At 72.0% G+C, this 17,113-nt stretch carries 17 protein-coding genes and 4 pseudogenes; 13 read left to right on the plus strand and 8 right to left on the minus strand.

What is annotated here, in order from left to right:
- Window positions 1-370, plus strand: a 370-nt coding sequence (locus JM949_RS22670) for a benzoate/H(+) symporter BenE family transporter (RefSeq protein ID WP_203150365.1), incomplete at its 5' end; no start/stop codon positions are given.
- Between the two features lie 67 nt (window positions 371-437).
- Here the strand turns inward: JM949_RS22670 and JM949_RS22675 are convergent.
- The 4 genes from JM949_RS22675 to JM949_RS22690 all read right to left on the minus strand — a co-directional run bounded on the left by JM949_RS22675 (window position 438) and on the right by JM949_RS22690 (window position 2,563).
- The gene (locus tag JM949_RS22675) at window positions 438-809 is read right to left on the minus strand and encodes a hypothetical protein (protein WP_203150366.1); all 372 of its coding nucleotides are present in this window, start codon (window positions 807-809) and stop codon (window positions 438-440) included.
- 191 nt (window positions 810-1,000) lie between these two features.
- A complete protein-coding gene (locus JM949_RS22680) occupies window positions 1,001-1,252 on the minus strand; it encodes a hypothetical protein (RefSeq protein WP_203150367.1) in 252 nt (83 codons plus the stop codon).
- 81 nt (window positions 1,253-1,333) lie between these two features.
- Window positions 1,334-1,807, minus strand: coding sequence for a large conductance mechanosensitive channel protein MscL (gene mscL, locus JM949_RS22685; RefSeq protein ID WP_203150368.1), 474 nt, complete (start codon window positions 1,805-1,807; stop codon window positions 1,334-1,336).
- A 48-nt stretch (window positions 1,808-1,855) separates the two neighbouring features.
- Entirely contained in the window at window positions 1,856-2,563 is a 708-nt protein-coding gene (locus JM949_RS22690) for a FadR/GntR family transcriptional regulator (protein WP_407664801.1), read from the minus strand.
- A 179-nt stretch (window positions 2,564-2,742) separates the two neighbouring features.
- Between JM949_RS22690 and JM949_RS22695 the strand changes: the two are divergent.
- Window positions 2,743-3,893 (plus strand): annotated as a pseudogene (locus JM949_RS22695) (MFS transporter).
- A 13-nt stretch (window positions 3,894-3,906) separates the two neighbouring features.
- On the opposite strand, the gene JM949_RS22700 reads toward JM949_RS22695, so the two are convergent.
- Window positions 3,907-4,263, minus strand: a complete 357-nt coding sequence (locus tag JM949_RS22700) for an STAS domain-containing protein (RefSeq protein ID WP_151492618.1) — start codon at window positions 4,261-4,263, stop codon at window positions 3,907-3,909.
- Between the two features lie 163 nt (window positions 4,264-4,426).
- Between JM949_RS22700 and JM949_RS22705 the strand changes: the two genes are divergently transcribed.
- The 6 genes and pseudogenes from JM949_RS22705 (at window position 4,427) to JM949_RS22730 (ending at window position 10,023) form a co-directional block, all read left to right on the plus strand.
- Complete coding sequence (locus JM949_RS22705; protein WP_203150369.1) at window positions 4,427-5,287, plus strand: STAS domain-containing protein; 861 nt, start codon at window positions 4,427-4,429, stop codon at window positions 5,285-5,287.
- Window positions 5,287-5,697, plus strand: coding sequence for an STAS domain-containing protein (locus JM949_RS22710; RefSeq protein WP_203150370.1), 411 nt, complete (start codon window positions 5,287-5,289; stop codon window positions 5,695-5,697). Before JM949_RS22705 ends, JM949_RS22710 begins: the two co-directional genes overlap by 1 nt.
- Entirely contained in the window at window positions 5,694-6,113 is a 420-nt protein-coding gene (locus JM949_RS22715; RefSeq protein WP_203150371.1) for an ATP-binding protein, read from the plus strand. The genes JM949_RS22710 and JM949_RS22715 overlap by 4 nt, the downstream gene beginning before the upstream one ends.
- On the plus strand, window positions 6,110-7,123 hold the full coding sequence (locus JM949_RS22720; protein ID WP_203150380.1) for a SpoIIE family protein phosphatase: 1,014 nt from the start codon (window positions 6,110-6,112) through the stop codon (window positions 7,121-7,123). The genes JM949_RS22715 and JM949_RS22720 overlap by 4 nt, the downstream gene beginning before the upstream one ends.
- Window positions 7,120-8,480, plus strand: a pseudogene (locus JM949_RS22725) (sensor histidine kinase). The gene JM949_RS22720 and the pseudogene JM949_RS22725 overlap by 4 nt, the downstream one beginning before the upstream one ends.
- A 4-nt stretch (window positions 8,481-8,484) precedes the next feature.
- Window positions 8,485-10,023 carry a SpoIIE family protein phosphatase gene (locus JM949_RS22730; protein ID WP_203150372.1) on the plus strand — a complete coding sequence of 513 codons (1,539 nt, stop codon included), beginning with the start codon at window positions 8,485-8,487 and terminating at the stop codon, window positions 10,021-10,023.
- 3 nt (window positions 10,024-10,026) lie between these two features.
- Here JM949_RS22730 and JM949_RS22735 read toward each other — a convergent pair whose 3' ends face one another.
- Window positions 10,027-10,848 carry a helix-turn-helix domain-containing protein gene (locus tag JM949_RS22735; protein WP_203150373.1) on the minus strand — a complete coding sequence of 274 codons (822 nt, stop codon included), beginning with the start codon at window positions 10,846-10,848 and terminating at the stop codon, window positions 10,027-10,029.
- 31 nt (window positions 10,849-10,879) lie between these two features.
- Here JM949_RS22735 and JM949_RS22740 point away from each other — a divergent pair, with 31 nt between their 5' ends.
- The 4 genes and pseudogenes from JM949_RS22740 (at window position 10,880) to JM949_RS22755 (ending at window position 14,335) form a co-directional block, all read left to right on the plus strand.
- Complete coding sequence (locus JM949_RS22740; RefSeq protein WP_203150374.1) at window positions 10,880-11,458, plus strand: TIGR03086 family metal-binding protein; 579 nt, start codon at window positions 10,880-10,882, stop codon at window positions 11,456-11,458.
- A gap of 115 nt (window positions 11,459-11,573) precedes the next feature.
- Window positions 11,574-12,108 (plus strand): annotated as a pseudogene (locus tag JM949_RS22745) (PadR family transcriptional regulator).
- Window positions 12,105-12,806 carry an ABC transporter ATP-binding protein gene (locus JM949_RS22750; RefSeq protein ID WP_203150375.1) on the plus strand — a complete coding sequence of 234 codons (702 nt, stop codon included), beginning with the start codon at window positions 12,105-12,107 and terminating at the stop codon, window positions 12,804-12,806. The pseudogene JM949_RS22745 and the gene JM949_RS22750 overlap by 4 nt, the downstream one beginning before the upstream one ends.
- Window positions 12,803-14,335 carry an ABC transporter permease gene (locus JM949_RS22755; RefSeq protein WP_203150376.1) on the plus strand — a complete coding sequence of 511 codons (1,533 nt, stop codon included), beginning with the start codon at window positions 12,803-12,805 and terminating at the stop codon, window positions 14,333-14,335. Before JM949_RS22750 ends, JM949_RS22755 begins: the two co-directional genes overlap by 4 nt.
- Before the next feature lie 37 nt (window positions 14,336-14,372).
- Here the strand turns inward: JM949_RS22755 and JM949_RS22760 are convergent, their stop codons facing one another.
- Together JM949_RS22760 and JM949_RS22765 are read right to left on the minus strand one after the other, a co-directional pair.
- Entirely contained in the window at window positions 14,373-14,558 is a 186-nt protein-coding gene (locus JM949_RS22760) for a hypothetical protein (RefSeq protein ID WP_203150377.1), read from the minus strand.
- Window positions 14,559-14,734: 176 nt separating this feature from the next.
- Window positions 14,735-16,831: a S9 family peptidase gene (locus JM949_RS22765; RefSeq protein WP_203150378.1), complete on the minus strand. Its 2,097-nt coding sequence runs from the start codon at window positions 16,829-16,831 to the stop codon at window positions 14,735-14,737.
- Between the two features lie 95 nt (window positions 16,832-16,926).
- Here JM949_RS22765 and JM949_RS37545 point away from each other — a divergent pair.
- Window positions 16,927-17,113 (plus strand): annotated as a pseudogene (locus JM949_RS37545) (hypothetical protein); the annotation flags it as partial.

Raw genomic sequence — 17,113 nt, forward strand, 5'->3', positions numbered from 1 at the left:
CTCGGCACCGCGCGCCGGGCTGGCAGTGCTCGGACTGGGTGCCGGCGTGGCCACCGCGCTGGTGGCGGTGGCCCCGCCGATCCTCATCGAGGCGGTCGCCGGGTTGGCGCTGTTGGGCGCGCTCGCCACCGCGCTCGCCTCGGCGGTGACCGACCCGGCGACCCGCGAGGCCGCCGTGGTCACCTTCGTGGTGACCGCTTCCGGCGTGACGCTGGTCGGGGTGGGCGGGGCGTTCTGGGGCCTGGTCGCGGGCTGCCTGATGCTGCTGCTCTTTCACCGCCGCCCACCCGCCGCGCCGGACCAACCCGCGCCCGCCGCGCCGGACCAGCCCGCGCCCGCCGCCCGGGAAAGATCCACTCGGGTTCCATGAAGTCGGGCTATCCCAAGGCTGCGGACGCCCCGATTTCCGTGAACCCGAGTCGATCAGGGTGGGGGAGCTACTCCTCGGGCGGCAGGTCGGCCACGCCGACGGCCAGGAGAACCCTGCCGTCGGCCACCGACCCGATCCGATCGGCTGACACGTAGACCGCGCCGGTGCGGGTCAGCTCGGTCGAGACCTTCAGGTAACCGGTGTGCAACAGCCGCGCGGCGAGGTCGGCCGGAACCCCCGGCTCCTCACCCGCGGTCGCCTCGATCAGCTCGTCCAGGCTGCTGCCCGGGTCGGCGGTCGGTGTCTGGACGGTCACCGCGTTCGGGTCGCCCCGCTGGACGAGGTCCACGGTGCCGACCTCGGTGCCGGTTGCGTCGATCACCGGCATCCCGGTGGTGATCCGTGCGATGGTCGCCTGCTGCTCGTCCTGCTGGTCCATCCCACAGCGGTTCCCGGGGTGCCGCGCCACTAAACGCCGCCGCTCTCCCGCCGCTCGGCCAGCCCGGCAGCGGCCACCGGCGACCGGCCCGGAGAGCGGTATACCTCTCAGGCATAGATATGCCCGAGAGGTATACCGCCGAGAGTGATACTGCCGCCGGGGTCCGCGCAACGGTGGAGGGTCGAGGGCGCTCAGTTGTTCGGGAGGGTCCAGCCGCCCGGTGGGCGCGGGGACAGCTCCCGCCAGGTGTCCGGGCCGTCGAGCAGCGCACGGACCGTCTCCTCGGCCTCGTCCGCACTGCCGTACTCGTAGAAGCGGGAGATCCCCTCGGCGCCGCCGGCCCGCTGCTCGACGTGCCACTGGTCGGCGTCCACCCGGAGGAAGACATCCCGCCGGGCCAGCCGCCCCCACTTCCCGTTCCACCAGTGCTTTCGCTGCTCCATGGCGGGACTCTATCGAACACACGTACGAGAAAGGGCGGCCCCTGCGGGAATCCCACAGGGGCCGATGTGCATCCGCTCGGGTCAGCGTGGCGCCGGGGGTTCGGTGCGGCGGCCCAGCACGTCGTCGAGCGCACCGCGCTGCTGGCCCGGCGTGGTGTGGCCGGCGGAGACCAGGGCGTCCCGGATCTCGGTGAGCAGCTTGACCTCCTCGCTCGGCGCCGAGGGCGGCGGCTCCTCGCCGCGCTTGCGTCGCTCCGCCAACCGGTTCATCGGGTAGACGACCAGGAAGTAGAGAGCCGCCGCGGTGAGCAGAAAGGTGATCACCGCGTTGACGAAGGCGATCCAGTCGAACGCGATGCCGCGGAACTTCGGTGCCGTGCCGGCCAGGCCCTTGTCGCTGCCGGTGATCAGCAGCACGAAGACCCGGATCAGCGGGTCGAGGAACGACTTGGTGAGCTGGGTGACCACGCCGGTGAACGCGGCGCCGATGACGACACCGACCGCCAGGTCGACGACGTTGCCACGCATGATGAAGTCTTTGAAGCCCTTGAGCATCCGTACTCCCGAGGTGTCCGCTTTTCTGTCCGGCACAACCTATGCCCGTCAGGCGGGTTCCAGAAAAGCGCCGGCTTCGAGCGCGGCCCGGCCCGGGTCGCCGGCCCGGATCGCCTCGACCAGTCGGGTGTGGTCCACGTAACGCTCGGGGGTGAGGGCGCCCCCCATCGCCTGGGCGACGGTGCTGCGCAGGGCGGTGCCGACCGAGGCGTACAGCTCGGCGAGCATGGCGTTGTGCGCGGCGGCGACCACCGCCGTGTGCAGCGCCGCGTCGGCCTCGACGAACGCGTCGACCAGGCCGCCGTGCCAGGCGGCCTCGCGCTCGGCGAGCGCGCCGTCGAGCGCCGCCAGGTCCTTCGGTGTACGCCTCAGCGCGGCGAGCCGGGCGGCCTCCACCTCGAAGGCGCGACGCACCTCGACGACCTCGGTCATCCGGTCGTCGCCGAGCCGGCGGGCGACCACCGGCGCCAGCTCGTCGGTGGACACCACGTAAGTGCCGGAGCCCTGCCGGCACTCCAGCACCCCGGCGTGCACCAGGGCGCGGACCGCCTCGCGGACCGTGTTGCGCCCCACGCCCAGCGCGGCGACCAGTTGCGGCTCGGTGGGGATACGCCCGCCGACGGGCCACTCCCCGCCGAGGATCCGGGCGCGCAGCTGCTCGATGGTCTGCCGGACCCGGTGGCCGCGGGGCGGCACGGGTGGCTGGCCGCTGGGCGGCACCGGCGGCGCGGAGGGGAAATCAACCGACGGTGGCACTGGTTACATCACCGGTCCCAAATTCATCCCATGATTGTAGGTTAGCGGTCATGACCCCGCCACCAACCGCCGCTGCGGCGCCGCCCGCCCCCATCGCCGTCGACCCCCGCCCGACGCCGGACCCCGGTGCCGGTCGGCGGACGCCCCCGGTGACCGGTGGCGCGCTCGTGCTGGTCGGGATGCTGCTGGTCGCACTCAACCTGCGTGCCGTGGTGACCAGCCTCGGCGCGCTGCTCGACGAGGTCCGCGACGGGCTGGGCCTCTCCGGGGCCGCTGCCGGCCTGGTCACCACCCTGCCGACCATCGCGTTCGCCGGCCTCGGCGCGCTCACCCCGTGGCTGGTCCGCCGGGTGGCGCCGGCCCGGGTGCTGGTGGTCGCCATGCTCGCCCTCGCCATCGGCCAGGTGCTCCGGGTCGCCACCGACTCGGCCCTGATCTTCGTGCTCACCAGCGCGATGGCACTGTCCGGCATCGCGGTGGCCAACATCCTGTTGCCGATGCTGGTCAAGCAGCACTTCCCGGAGCGCACCGGCCTGGTCACCGGGGCGTACACGATGGCGTTGACAGTCGGCACGACGGTGGCCGCCGCCACGGCCGTGCCGATCGCGCACGCCTTCGGGTCGTGGCGGGCCGGGCTCGGCATCTGGGCCGCGATGGCAGCGGTGGCCGTACTCCCGTGGGTTCCGCTGGCGCTGCGCACCCGCGCCGCCGCGCGGCGGGCGACCCCGACGGCGGTCGCCACCGCGTTGGCGCGGTCCGGCCGGCGCGGACCCGCCTCGGCTGGGCGATGGCCGTCTACTTCGGGGCACAGTCGCTCAGCGGGTACGCGATCATGGGCTGGCTGGCCCAGTTGTTCCGCGACGCCGGCTACCAGCCGGAGTCGGCCGGGCTGCTGCTCGCCGGGGTGACCGCGCTCGGCGTGCCGATCGCGCTGCTGATGCCCACCCTGGCCGGCCGGCTGGGCAGCCTGCGTCCGCTGGTGCTCGGGTTGACCACCGCGTCGACGCTGGCCTACCTGGGGTTGGCGTTCGCGCCGCGCGGTGCCGCGCTGCTCTGGATCGCGCTGCTGGCGATCGGTCAGGGCGCGTTCCCGCTGATCCTGACCGCCATCGGCCTGCGCGCGCGCACCGCCGAGGGGACCGTCGCGCTCTCCGCGTTCGCGCAGAGCACCGGCTACGTGATCGCCGCCCTCGGCCCGCTGATGGTGGGCATCCTCTACGAGGCCACCGGCGGCTGGACGGCGCCGATCGGGTTCCTGCTGGGCGCGCTGGCCGTGCAGACGGTGGCGGGCATGGCGATAGCTCGTCCCCGCTACGTCGAGGACGAGTGACGAACCGCAGCGATCAGGAGGACGCCGGCGTCGGTTCGCCGGCGACTGCCTCGTCGACCGTCGGGTAGGTGTGCAGCACCTCGACCAGACCGCTCACCTCGAGGATGCGCAGCACGCCCCGCTGCGGAGCGGCCAGCCGGACCACGCCACCGGCCTCGTCGCAGCTGTTCTTCGCGCGGACGAAGACCGACAAACCGGTCGAGTCGCAGAACGAGACGTTCGCCAGATCGAACACCAGCCGGTTGCGGCCCTTGTCGAGCAGGTCGGTGATCTGGTCCTGCAACTGCGGTGCGGTGGCCATGTCCAATTCGCCCGCGACCGACACGACGACCACATCGCCGCGTTGTTCCGTGTGCACCGTCAACGACATTCGCCAGACCTCCTGTTATCGGGGGAACGGTATCCCACCACCCGGGTCGAATGCAGAACGGGAGCCCGGATCCGGTGGCCGTCGTCATTCCGTTGCTATGGGGCAAGTAGTTGGTCAGCCCCCGGTGATAGAGTCCGCCCGGTCCAGGTCAAGGGGGTTCGGAATGGCGTTGAGCACCGAAGAAACCGGTCGGCTCGTCGCGCTGCTCGGCGCACAGGCCGACCGGGTCACGTCTCGGTGGACCGAGATCGTCACCAGTTCGTTGCGGGGTCGGCTCAGCCAGGCCGAGCTGCGGCGGCAGGTTCAGGATCTGCACAGCGCCATCATCACCACCGGCGAGCAGGGCGACTTCGACCTGTCCGCCGACAACGCCGCCGAACTGCGCGCCGCACTCTCCGAGCTGTCCCGTGGTCGGGCCCGCCAGGGCTTCTCCGCCACCGAGACCTCGATCAGCGTCTTCGCGCTCAAGGACGTGCTGGCCGAGCTGGTGCAGGAGAGCGACGGCAAGGGCGCGCTGCACGACTACGTCGCCTTCGCCAAGCTGGTCGACGAGATGGGCCTGTTCACCTTCGACAGCTTCGTCCGCACCCGGGAGAGCCTGATCGCCGACCAGGCCGAGCAGCTGCTCGAGCTCTCCACGCCGGTGGTCAAGCTCTGGGAGGGCGTGGTCGCCGTTCCGCTGGTCGGCACGCTGGACTCGGCCCGGGCCCAGGTGGTGATGGAGCGGCTGCTGCAGACCCTGGTCGACACCAGCTCCCCGTACGCGATCATCGACATCACCGGCGTCCCGGCGGTGGACACCCAGGTCGCCCAGCACATCCTGAAGACCGTGGTGGCCGCCCGGCTGATGGGCGCCGACTGCATCATCTCCGGCATCCGCCCGCAGATCGCCCAGACCATCGTGGCGCTCGGCATCGAATTCGGCGACATCGCCACCAAGGCGAGCCTCGCCGACGCACTGCGCCACGTGCTGCGGCTCACCGGGGTGGAGACCGCCCGTCGCCAACCACGCAGGGACGCCTGATGGAACGGGTGCCGATCCTCAAGATCGGTGACATCCTGCTCGTCTCCATTCAACTGGACATGTCCGACCAGACGGCGGTCCAGCTCCAGGAAGATCTCGCCGAGCGGATCGTGGCCACCGGCTGCCACGGCGTCATCATCGACATCACCGCGCTGGACATCGTCGACTCGTTCGTCGGGCGGATGCTCTCCACCATCGCCTCGATCTCCAGGGTGCTCGACGCGGAGACGGTGGTGGCCGGGATGCGCCCGGCCGTCGCCATCACCCTCGTCGAGCTGGGGCTGTCACTCAACGGCATCCGTACCGCGCTGAACGTCGAGCGCGGCATGGAACTGATCGCGGCAGCCCGCGCCGACGAGCTCGACCACCAGCTCGACGACGATCCGGACGTCGAGACGGCCACGCCGTGACCGCGGGCATCGACCTGGGCCACCCGCAGGCGCAGGCGATCCGGAGCGACGAGGACGTGGTGCGCGTCCGCCAACTGGTCCGTGCCGTTGCGGTGGCCGTCAAGCTGTCTCTCGTCGACCAGACCAAGGTGGTCACCGCGGCGAGCGAGCTGGCCCGTAACACCCTGGTGTACGGCGGCGGCGGTGCGGTGGAGGTCACGATCGTGGACAACGGCCGACGTAAGGGCGTGCGGATCGTCTTCGCCGACTCCGGGCCGGGCATCCCGGACCTGGACCTGGCCCTGACCGACGGCTACACCACCGGCGGCGGGCTCGGCCTCGGGCTCAGCGGGGCCCGACGCCTGGTCGACGAGTTCGGCATCGAGACGTCCGCGGCGACCGGCACCCGGATCACGGTCACCAAGTGGTCCAGGTGAACGGCGACGCGGTCACCGACAGTGGCATCTGGTTCCGGGTGGAGGCCAGCAGCGCGGCCAGCGCCGTCCGGCGGGCCGCCGAGCGCCTCGGCGCGCAGGTGGAGATGGACGAGGCGCACATCGCCGACCTGGCCATCGTCGCCGCCGAGCTGACCAGCAACCTGGTCAAGCACGCCGACGAGGGCGCCCTGCTGCTCCGGCCGGTACGCCGTACCGGGCAGGCCGGTGTGGAGTTGGTGGCCATCGACTCCGGGCCCGGCATGGTCGACCTGACCACCTCGTCCCGGGACGGGCACTCCACCGCCGGCACCCTCGGTATCGGTCTGGGTGCCATCGTCCGGCAGGCCAGCTGGTTCGACGGCTACTCGTTGCCGGGCCGGGGCACGGTCATCGCGGTGCAGATCTGGCCGGCGAAGCTGCCGCAGCCACCCTGGGCCGGCGCCCTCGCCCGACCGCTGAGCGGCGAGACGGTAAGCGGTGACGGGTACGCCGTCCGGGTCGCCGACGGGCGGCACCAGGTGCTGGTCAGCGACGGCCTGGGGCACGGGCCGCTGGCCGCCGCCGCCACCGAGGCGGCGCTGGCCGCGTTCCGGAACGCCCCGTCCGGGCCACCGGCGGCGGTGGTCGGCCACCTGCACCGGGGCATGTCGCACACCCGTGGCGCCGCGCTCGCGGTCGCCGAGCTGGCACCGGAGGCCGGGGTGCTGCGCTACGCCGGCCTGGGCAACATCACCGGCGTCGTGGTCGACGGCGACGGTCAGCGTCGAGGGCTGGTGTCGCTGCCCGGCATCGCCGGCCACCAGCGACCGGCGATCCGGGAGTACGACTACCCGTTCGCCCCGGGTGCCCGGCTGGTGATGCACAGCGACGGGGTGGTCGACCGGTGGCGGTTGACCGACTATCCCGGCCTGGCGGAGAAATCCCCGCTGGTGATGGCGGCGACCCTGCTACGTGATGCCGGAGTGCGGCGGGACGACGCCTGCGTGCTGGTAGCGAGGTCCTGGGCATGACCGGGGAGCCGGCCACGTCGCCGCTGCTCCAGATGGCGCTCCGGGTCGAGCAGGACATCTTCGTGATCCGTCAGCGGGGCCGCGAGGTGGCCGCGGTGGTCGGTCTCGAACACCAGGACCAGGTCCGGATCGCCACCGCGCTCAGCGAGGTGGCCCGGGACCTGCTGCGGACGACCGGCGGAGCGGACGTCACCTTTCACGTCGACGCGGGTGCCGACGGTCGGTTCCACCTGCGCGCGGACCTGGCGCCGGTGGCCCCGCTGCCGGGCGGCGACTACCAGCCGCAGTCCGGTGCGGTGTCCCGGCTGGTCGACACGTTGGGCGTGACGACGTCGAGGGGGTTACGGTCGTGAGGATGTCCCGACGAGTCGCGGCCAACGCGCCCACACCGACCCCGGAGCGGCTCGCCGAGTTCCGTGCCGAACTCGGCCGTACCGCGCCGGGCACCGCCCTGGACGAGTTGACCGTGCAGAACGGGCAGCTCATCGCCGCGCTGGACGAGGTACGCAGTCAGCGCGACGAGCTGGCCGTGCTCAACGAGGAGCTGGCCGAGACCAACCGGGGCGTGCTGGCGCTCTACAACCAGCTCACCGAGGAGCTGGAGGAGACCAACCGGGGGGTGGTCGCCCTCTACGCCGAGCTGGACGAGAAGTCGGCCCAGCTGCGCGCGGCGAGTGAGTCGAAGAGTCGGTTCCTGGCCAACGTGAGCCACGAGCTGCGCGCCCCGGTCACCGCGATCATCGGTCTCGGGCGGCTGCTCACCGACTCCGCCTCCGACCCGCTCACCGACGAGCAGGGCCGCCAGATCGATCTGATCCGCTCCTCCGCCGCGGACCTGCTCGGCCTCGTCAACGAGCTGCTCGACCTGGCCAAGGCCGAGTCCGGCCGGATCGAGCCGGACCTCACGGACGTCGATCTGCGCCCGGTCTTCGGTCAACTGCGCGGCACCCTGCGCGCGCTGGCCACCCGTCCGGAGGTGGAGCTGGTGGTGGAGGAGCCCAGCGCGCCGGCCCTGCTGCGCACCGACGAGGTGCTGCTCGGCCAGGTGCTGCGCAACCTCCTGCACAACGGGCTGAAGTTCACCGAGCGCGGCGAGGTGCGGCTGCGGGCCTGCCGACACGGCGACCGCTGGCACTTCGAGGTCACCGACACCGGCCCCGGCATCGCACCCGAGCTGCACGACCGGATCTTCGAGGAGTTCTACCAGGTGCCGGGCGCCACCCGGGTCGGCGGCACCGGCCTCGGCCTGCCGTACGCCCGGCGGTTGGTGACGCTGCTCGGTGGCACCCTGGAGCTGGCCAGCGAGCCGGGCCGGGGCAGCACATTCACCGTCTCCCTGCCCATCGCCGGGGCGTGACGGAGTGGACGGCACGCCGACGACCGTCCTGGTGGTCGATGACAGTCGTACCAAGCGTTACCTGCTGGTCAGCTGGCTGACCCGGGCCGGGTTCACAGTGCTCGAGGCCGAGAACGGCGCAGAGGCGCTGGCGCGGGTCGAAACGGACCGAATCGACCTGGTGGTCCTCGACGTCCGGCTGCTCGACCTCAGCGGGTACGAGGTCTGCGAACAGATCAAGGCGCGGCACCCGGCGATGCCGGTCATCCACGTGTCGGCGCACGCCGTGGATGTGGCCGACCGCGCCCAGGGGCTGACCCGGGGTGCGGACGCGTACCTGACCGAGCCGATCGAGCCGGAGGAGCTGATCGCCACCACCCGGGCGGTGCTGCGCTACTACCAGGCCCGGCAGCGCGCCGAACTGCTCGCCGAACGGCTGCTCGGCCTGGCCGACACGACCGTGGCGGTGCACGCCGCGCCGACCTTCGTACGCCTGTTGGAGGCCGCCGCCGAGGGTGCCGCCCAGATCTTCAAGAGCCCGGCGGCGGTGATCGCCGAGACGTTCGACGGTGACTGTCTCGCCGGGATCTGCGCCGGTCCGGGCGAGGTGGCCAGCGCGGTGCCATGGGTTGTCGACGACACCGGGGTGCCGACCGGCTCCACGGTCCGGGTGGAGGCTCCGGCGGACTGGGCGCTCGTCGACTGGCCGGCGCAGGACACGGTGACGGTTGCCGCCGCCCGGCTGCGGGAGGACCGGGCACCGCTGTACGTGGTGGTCCCGACCGCCACCCAGACCGCCCGGACCCCGGTTCTGGTGCAGCTCGCCCAGGCGGTGGCGGCGGCCGTGGAGGCGCAGCGCTCGTTCGACGAGGAGCACCGGATCGCGGTCACCCTCCAACGCAGCCTGCTGCCGCGCGGGTTGCCCACGGTGGCCGGCCTGGACTTCGCCGTGCGTTACGAGCCGGCCAGCGCGCAGACCGAGGTGGGCGGCGACTTCTACGAGCTGGTGATGCTCGACGGGCACCTGCTGCTGGCGATCGGTGACGTCGCCGGCCACTCGCTGCACGCGGCGACCGTGATGGCCGAGCTGCGGCACGCGGTGCGGGCGTACGCGGTCGAGGGGCACCAACCCGGCGAGATCCTGCACCGGGTCAACGAGCTGATGCGGACGCTGCTGCCGAACGAGCTGGCCACCCTCTGCGTGCTGCTGCTACACCCCCCGACCGGGCGGGTCCGGCTGGCCAGCGCCGGGCACCTCCCGCCGGTGCTCAGCATGGACGGCAAGGTCGAGTTCGTGCAGCACTCCGCGCCGCTGCTCGGCGTCCGCGCGCCGCGCCCGGCCGACCTGGAGTTCGTGCTCCCGGCCGGGGCGACGCTGGTGTTCTACACCGACGGGTTGATCGAGCGCCGGGACGCCACCATCGACGAGGGGCTGGCCGCGCTCGCCGCGGTCTGCGCCACTGTCGACGGTGACCTGGACAGCTTCTGCACCCGGCTGCTGGTGGAGCTGGCCCCACCGGAGATTCAGGACGACGTCGCCGTGGTCGTCCTGCGCCGCCACTGATCCTCAGCGCACCGAGCGGGCGTACGCGGCGGGTGACACCCCGGCCACGGCGGTGAAGTCGCGAACCAGATGGGCCTGATCGCTGTAGCCGAGGTCGGCGGCGAGGTCAGCCCAGCGCGGTGGACCACCAACGGCCTGTTCCGCCGCCTCCTGGAGTCGGTAGCGGCGGATCACCCACTTCGGCCCGACCCCGACGTACTCGACGAAGAGCCGCTGCAAGCGGCGCACCGGAAGCTCGTGCCGCGCGGCGAAGTCGTCGACCCGCAGTACCGTCCGGTCCGTGCGGATCGCCTCAGCCAGCCGAATGACCTCCTCGGCCAGCGGGTCCGGCTCCGGTGCCCAGCTGCTGAGCAGGGTGTCCAGCGCGTGGCGGCGGTCATCGTCGGTGCCGGCGCACACCGGTTCGTCGGGGCGGGTCAGCCGACCGGTGGGCAGCGGTAGTCGGTGCCCGGTCAGCTCCGCGACCGGGTGTCGCCAGAAGGCGTGGAAACCACCGGGGCGGAACTGCACCCCGCACACCCGGCCGGTGCCGGTGAGCGTGATCCGGAACAGGTCGCGGCCCACCCCGGCCACCTCGCCAGACTCCGGCCGGTCGTCGCTGCCGTCGTCGCTGTCGCCGCTGTCGTGCTGGAACACCACGTTGACCGCCGGGTGCGGCACGATCCGCTGCTCGAACGGCGTGTGCAACGTCCAGTCGATCAACCAGTAGTGCTCGACCCACTGGCGTAACGACTCCGCCGGCAGGTGTCGACGGAAGCGCACCTCGCGCAGCAGCCGCCCGGGGTCGAGAATTCCCCGGCTGTCGTCACGCGGTCGCTGTCGCATTTGTTCAAGACCACCCTCATACGCTGGCCCTATGACCACTCAGACTAGCGATCTGCTGGCCGCTGCCGCGCCGCGTACCGTCGATGTGGTGCGCGGCATCGCCGACGACCAGCTCGACCTGCCCACGCCGTGCCGCGACTACCTGGTTCGTGACCTGCTCAACCACCTCTTCCAGGTGGTGGTCAACTTTCAGGCGTTGGCCGAGAAACGACAGGTGGAGTGGGCCGACAAGCCCGATCACCTGGGCGACGGCTGGCGGGACCGGTTCGAGGTGGAGACCGGCCGGTTGGTGCGGGCCTGGTCTGATCCGTCCATGCTGGAGGGCGTGTCGCCCGGCATGGGCATGCCACAGAGCGTCGTCGGCGGGATGGCTCTGCTGGATCTGACCGTGCACGGCTGGGACCTCGCGGTCGCCACCGGCCAGCCGTACCACCCGGACCCGGATGCGGTGACCGGGCTGCACGCGCTGGTGGAGCAGTTGGGCCCCACCGCCCGCAAGATGGGCGTCTTCGCCGACCCACCACCCACCCCTGCGGCGGGACCAACCCCCGGCCTGGCCCACCTCCTAACCCAGACCGGCCGCACCCCCACCTGGCCCCAGCATGGTTGATCATGAAGTTGTTGCCAGCCAGCGCGGCGCGTCGTGGCATTAACTTCATGATCGACGGGGTGGAGGTGGGGTGGGGTTGTTGACTTGGGTATTCGCTGGGTGAATAGTTTGGGGGGTGTCTACGCCGCATGTGTTGCTGGGGCTGCTTGCCGGGGGCAGTCGGCACGGCTATGAGCTGAAGCGTGCGCACGACGAGCGGCTGCCGAGGGCTCGACCGTTGGCCTTCGGGCAGGTCTACGCCACTCTCGGCCGGCTCGAACGCGACGGCCTGGTGGCGGCCGCCGGGCAGGATCGGGTCGCCGGGCCGGATCGCACCGCGTACGCGCTGACCGAGCAGGGGCGGGTCACGCTGGACCAGTGGCTGTCCACCGTGGAGCCACCCATGCCGTACGTGGCCAGCACACTCTTCGCCAAGGTCGTGGTGGCGCTCCTGGTCGCCGACGTGGACCGGCCGGTCCTACCTGACCGCCCAGCGTGCCGCGCACACCGCACGGTTGCGTGAGCTGACCGCGGTCAAGGCCGACCCCACCGCCACGCTCAGTGATGTGGTGGCGGCCGACTTCGCCATCGTCCACCTCGACGCCGACCTGCGGTGGCTGCACACCACCCTGGGCCGGGTCGTCGACTGGCACCGGGAGGTGCATCCGTGACGCAACTGCAGGCTCGCGGCGTGGTTCGGGCGTACGGCCCGACACCCGCGCTACGCGGCGTGACACTCGACGTGGCCGAGGGGGAGATCGTCGCCGTCACCGGGCCGAGTGGCTGCGGCAAGTCGACCCTGCTGCACTGCCTGGCGGGGATCCTCCGCCCCGACGCCGGCGAGGTCAGCTGGCGCGGCGAGCGGATCGACACCTGGTCGGAGGCGGCCCGGTCCCGGTTGCGCCGCACCGAGTTCGGGGTGCTGTTCCAGTTCGGGCAACTGGTCGCCGAGTTGACCGCCGCGGAGAACGTCGCCCTGCCCCTGCTCCTCGCCGGCACGGGGCGGCGAGAGGCACGCGCGGCGGCGCTCACCTGGCTGGAGCGGTTCGGGGTGGCCGAGTTGGCCGACGTCCGACCCGGTGAGATGTCCGGTGGTCAGCAGCAACGCTGCGCCACCGCACGGGCGTTGGTGACCGAGCCCCGGGTGCTCTTCGCCGACGAGCCGACAGGTGCGCTGGACACGCTCACCGGTGAGCAGGTCCTCACCCAGTTGGTCCGGCTCGCCCGTGAGCAGCGCACCGCCGTCGTGCTGGTCACCCACGAGCCGCGGATCGCCGCGTACGCCGATCGGGAGATCGTGTTGCGCGACGGCCTGGTGGACCACACCGGCCTGGGGCTGGACGTGCCGCTGGCCGGCGGTGCTCGGTGAGACCCGCGACGCTGGTCCGCCTCGCGCTCGCCGGCACCCGCACCGACACCGCCCGGGTGGTGCTCACCGCCCTCAGCGCCCTGCTGGCGGCCCTGGCTGGGCTGGCTGCGCTCACCGTGTTGGCCATCCCCACCCCAGCGGCGACGGACGAGAACCCGAACAGCTGGTCGGAGCAGTACCACAACGCCCTGCTGGTGGAGCCCGGGTTGCGCGGCGGTACGGCGTTCGCATTGCTGATGCTGACGGTCCCGGTGCTCGCGCTGGCCGGTCAGTGCGCCCGGCTCGGCGCGCCCGCCCGGGACCGCCGGCTGGCCGCGCTCCGGCTGGCCGGTGCCACGCCCAACCAGGTCACCCGGCTGGTGGTGCTGGAGACCGGGGTGGCCGCCCTGATCGGCACGCTCGCCGGGCTGGGCGGCTACCTGGTCGGCCGCGAACTGCTGCACCGACCCGACGCGCGCGGTCAGCTGGCCCTGCCCACCGACGTACTGCCGTCGACCGGGGCCATCGCCGCCGTCGTGCTCGGTCTGCCGGTCGTCGCGGCGCTGGCCACCGTCCTGATGCTGCGGACGGTCACCACCAGCCCGCTCGGGGTGAGCCGCAAGGCTACCCGCGAACGTGGTCCAGGCCCGTGGGCCGGGCTCCTGATCGGGTTCGGCGTGGTCTCGTTCGCGGTGATCCGTCCGGTGGCCAATCAGCTCGACGACAGTGGAGAGTGGGCCTGGCTGGTGCCGCTGTTGTTCGCGGGGGGTGCGTTGGCGGCGATGGTCGGGGTGGTGATCGGCACCGGCTGGATCTCGTACCACTGCGGGCGGTTGTTGCGCCGGCACGCCCGCCGTGCCCCGGCGCTGCTCGCGGCGGGCCGGCTGATGGCGGATCCGTGGGCGGGCAGCCGCACGTTCGCCGCGCTGCTCGCCGCCGTGATCTTCGGCGGCGGTGCGGCCGCCCAGCGCGCCTACTTCGCCACCCAGGACCAGCTCGACCGGGAGCAGAGCCGACTCGCCGGGGCGGGCGACGGTGGCGCCAACCCCTTCTATCTGTCGACGTTGGATCTTGTCGACGGCGCGATCGCCGTGGCGGTCCTGCTCGCGACGGGCGGGCTGATCGTCGCGCTGGTCGAGGGGATCGTCGCCCGTCGACGCGCCTACGCCGCGTTGGTCGCCACCGGGGTGCCCCGCGCCACGCTGAGTCGTTCGGTGGCCTGGCAGGCGTTGGCGCCGGCCGTGCCGGCGATCCTGCTCGCGCTCACCGTGGGCACGCTGCTCGGCCGGGGGCTCGTGGCGGAGGTGTCAGCGGGTGGCGGGTCGACGCTGATCTGCGAGGCCACGGCGGCGCTCTGTGACGACCCTGCCACCCGGGAGCAGTACTCCCGAATCGTGTACTTCCCCGAGGTGCAGCGTGCCGTTCCCGTACCCCTGGAGCATCTGGCGTGGCTCGGTGCCGGCGCCCTGGCGGCGGTGCTGGTGACCGTCGGTGTCGGCCTGCTCTTCCTGCGCGCCAGCACCGCCCTGGACGAGCTGCGCACCACCTGAGTCGTACCCACCGGCCGGCATGATCCGCTCGGCCAGGTCAGGCGCTGAGTAGGCCGGAGGAGAGTGCGATCAGCGCACCCACCACAGCGGAGCAACAACAGACCAGCAGGCCGGCGACCACCGCGAGGATCAGCCAGAACCGGCGATCGCGCGCCACCGCCGCCACGCTGGGTCGGCGGACCTCCTCGGCGGCTTCCCCGTCACTATCCGTAGCCCCGGTCACCCCGGAAGTCTAGGCCGCGACATCCGCCGCGACCCGGAAAGGCCAGGCCGTGCGGCGCGGGACGCCCGTGCATACGCGACCCGACCATGATCGCGCCTGATCATGGAAGTAGTGGTCTCCCTCAGCCGCCGAGGGGACCACTCCCACGATCGAGCGCGATCATGCCGACCCGACGGTCAGGCCCGGCCGAGGCGGTCCAGGATCCAGGCGTTGATGAACGCCTCCTCGCGCCAGGAGTCGTAGCGACCGCTGGGGCCGCTGTGCCCGGCACCCATCTCGGTCTTGAGCAGGTAGTCGCCGCCCGGTGCGACCGCCCGCAACCGGGCGATCCACTTGGCCGGCTCGGAGTAGAGCACCCGGGTGTCGTTGAGACTGGTCGCCGCGAGGATCGCGGGATAGTCGACCGCCGCCACGTTCTCGTACGGCGCGTAGGACTTCATGTACGCGTACACCTCGGGGTCCTCAAGTGGGTTGCCCCACTCCTCCCACTCGGTGACGGTCAGCGGCAGCGACGGGTCGAGGATCGAGGTGAGCGGGTCCACGAACGGCACCTCCGCCACGATCCCGGTGAACGCGTCCGGCGCGAGATTGGCCACCGCGCCCATCAGCAGGCCACCGGCGGAGCCGCCCCGGGCGACCAGCCGGTCACTGGCCGTCCAGCCGGCCTTGACCAGGTGCCGGGCGCAGGCGACGAAGTCGGTGAAGGTGTTCTTCTTGGCCAGCAGCTTGCCCTGGTCGTACCAGCGCCGGCCCAACTCGCCGCCGCCACGGGTGTGCGCCACGGCGAAGACCACGCCCCGGTCCAGCAGGGACAGTCGGGCCACCGAGAACCACGGGTCCATGCTCGCCTCGTACGAGCCGTAGCCGTACAGCTCGCAGGGGGCCGAGCCGTCCCGGGGGGTGCCGACCCGGCAGACCAGCGAGATCGGCACCCGGGTGCCGTCGTCGGCGAGCGCCCAGTCCCGGTGCTGCTCGTACTCGGCCGGGTCGTACGGCCGCCCGTCCGGGCCGGGCAGCACGGGCTTCTGCTTGCGCAGCACCATCTGCCGGGTGACCAGGTCGTAGTCGTAGACCGAGTCCGGGGTGACCAGCGACGCGTAGCGCAGCCGGATCTGCCCGGTGCGGTACTCCGAGTTGGCGTCCAACCCGACGCTGTACAGCGGCTCGGGAAAGTCGATGTCGTACGCGTCGTCGCTGCCCACCGGCAGCACCCGCAGCCCGGTCAGCCCGTCGGTGCGCAGTGACACCACCAGGTGGTTGGCGAAGGCGTCGACGGCCTCCAGTCGGGTGCCGGGGGTGTGCTCGATCAGCGGCACCCAGTCGCCCGGTACGTCCGCGGAGGTGAACGCCAGCGCGAAGTCCTCCGCGCCGTCGTTGTGCAGGACCAGGAAGCGGTGACCGTGGTGCTCCACCGTGTACTCGATGCCCTGCCGGCGCGGGGCGATCACGGCGGGCGCGCCGGTCGGGTTGCCGGCGGGAATGACCAGCACCTCGCTGGTCACCTTGCTGTGCACGTCGATGAGGATGAACTTCTCCGACCGGGTGAGTTCCACGCCCACCCAGAACCGCTCGTCGTCCTCCTGGTGGACCACCACGTCGTCGGCGGTTGCCGAGCCGACGGTGTGCCGCCAGACCCGGTTCGGCCGCCAGGCGTCGTCCACCGTCACGTAGAAGAGCACCGAGGCGTCCGACGACCAGGCGGTGCCGTAGAAGGTGTCCGGGATCTCGTCCGGCAGCAGCTCGCCGGTGGTCAGGTCCTTCACCCGCAGGGTGAACCGCTCGTCACCGGAGAAGTCGGTGGAGTAGGCCAGCCAGCGACCGTCCGGGCTGATGTCGAAGGCCCCCAGCGAGAGAAAGTCGTGCCCCTCGGCCAGCAGGTTGCCGTCGAGCAGCACCTCCTCGCCGTCGAGCGGGGCGCCGTCCACGCTGACCGGCGGATCGATCTCGCCGTCGCGCACCGCGCGCCGGCACTGCACCCCGTACTGCTGCCCCTCGATCGTCCGGGTGTAGTACCAGTGCCCGCCCTTGCGGGTCGGCACGGACAGGTCGGTCTCCCTGGTGCGCCGACGGATCTCCTCGAACAGGTCGGCGCGCAGCTCGGCCAGGTGCGCCGTACGCGCGTCGGTGTACTCGTTCTCGGCGGTCAGGTAGGCGATCGTCGCCGGGTCGTCCTTGGCGGCGAGCCAGGCGTACTCGTCGATGACGGTGTCGCCGTGGTGGGTGCGCTCGCTGGGCACCCGCTTCGCCGTGGGCGGGGCAGTCTCGGTGGTCACGGCGGCCACGTTACCGGCCGGCGTGGACGATTGGCCGGACCAGCGGCTTCCCGATAATCCCGGCAGGTCTTTCGAACACATGTACGATAGCCGCCATGGCGGCAGCAGCGAGTTCCCTTGGCCGGTCCGGAGCCCTTGAGATCACCAAACGGTTGGCGGCGATCTGCGGCCCACCCTTCTCCCGGTCGGCCGGTCCCGCCGACGAGGTGGCCGGGCGGCCGGCGCGCTGGGTGGCGGTGCCGGGCGGCCCGCCACGCCGCCGCCGAGGTGCTGCGGCTGGCC

It is taken from the genome of Micromonospora tarensis, from assembly GCF_016803395.1.
Taxonomy (GTDB): domain Bacteria; phylum Actinomycetota; class Actinomycetes; order Mycobacteriales; family Micromonosporaceae; genus Micromonospora; species Micromonospora tarensis.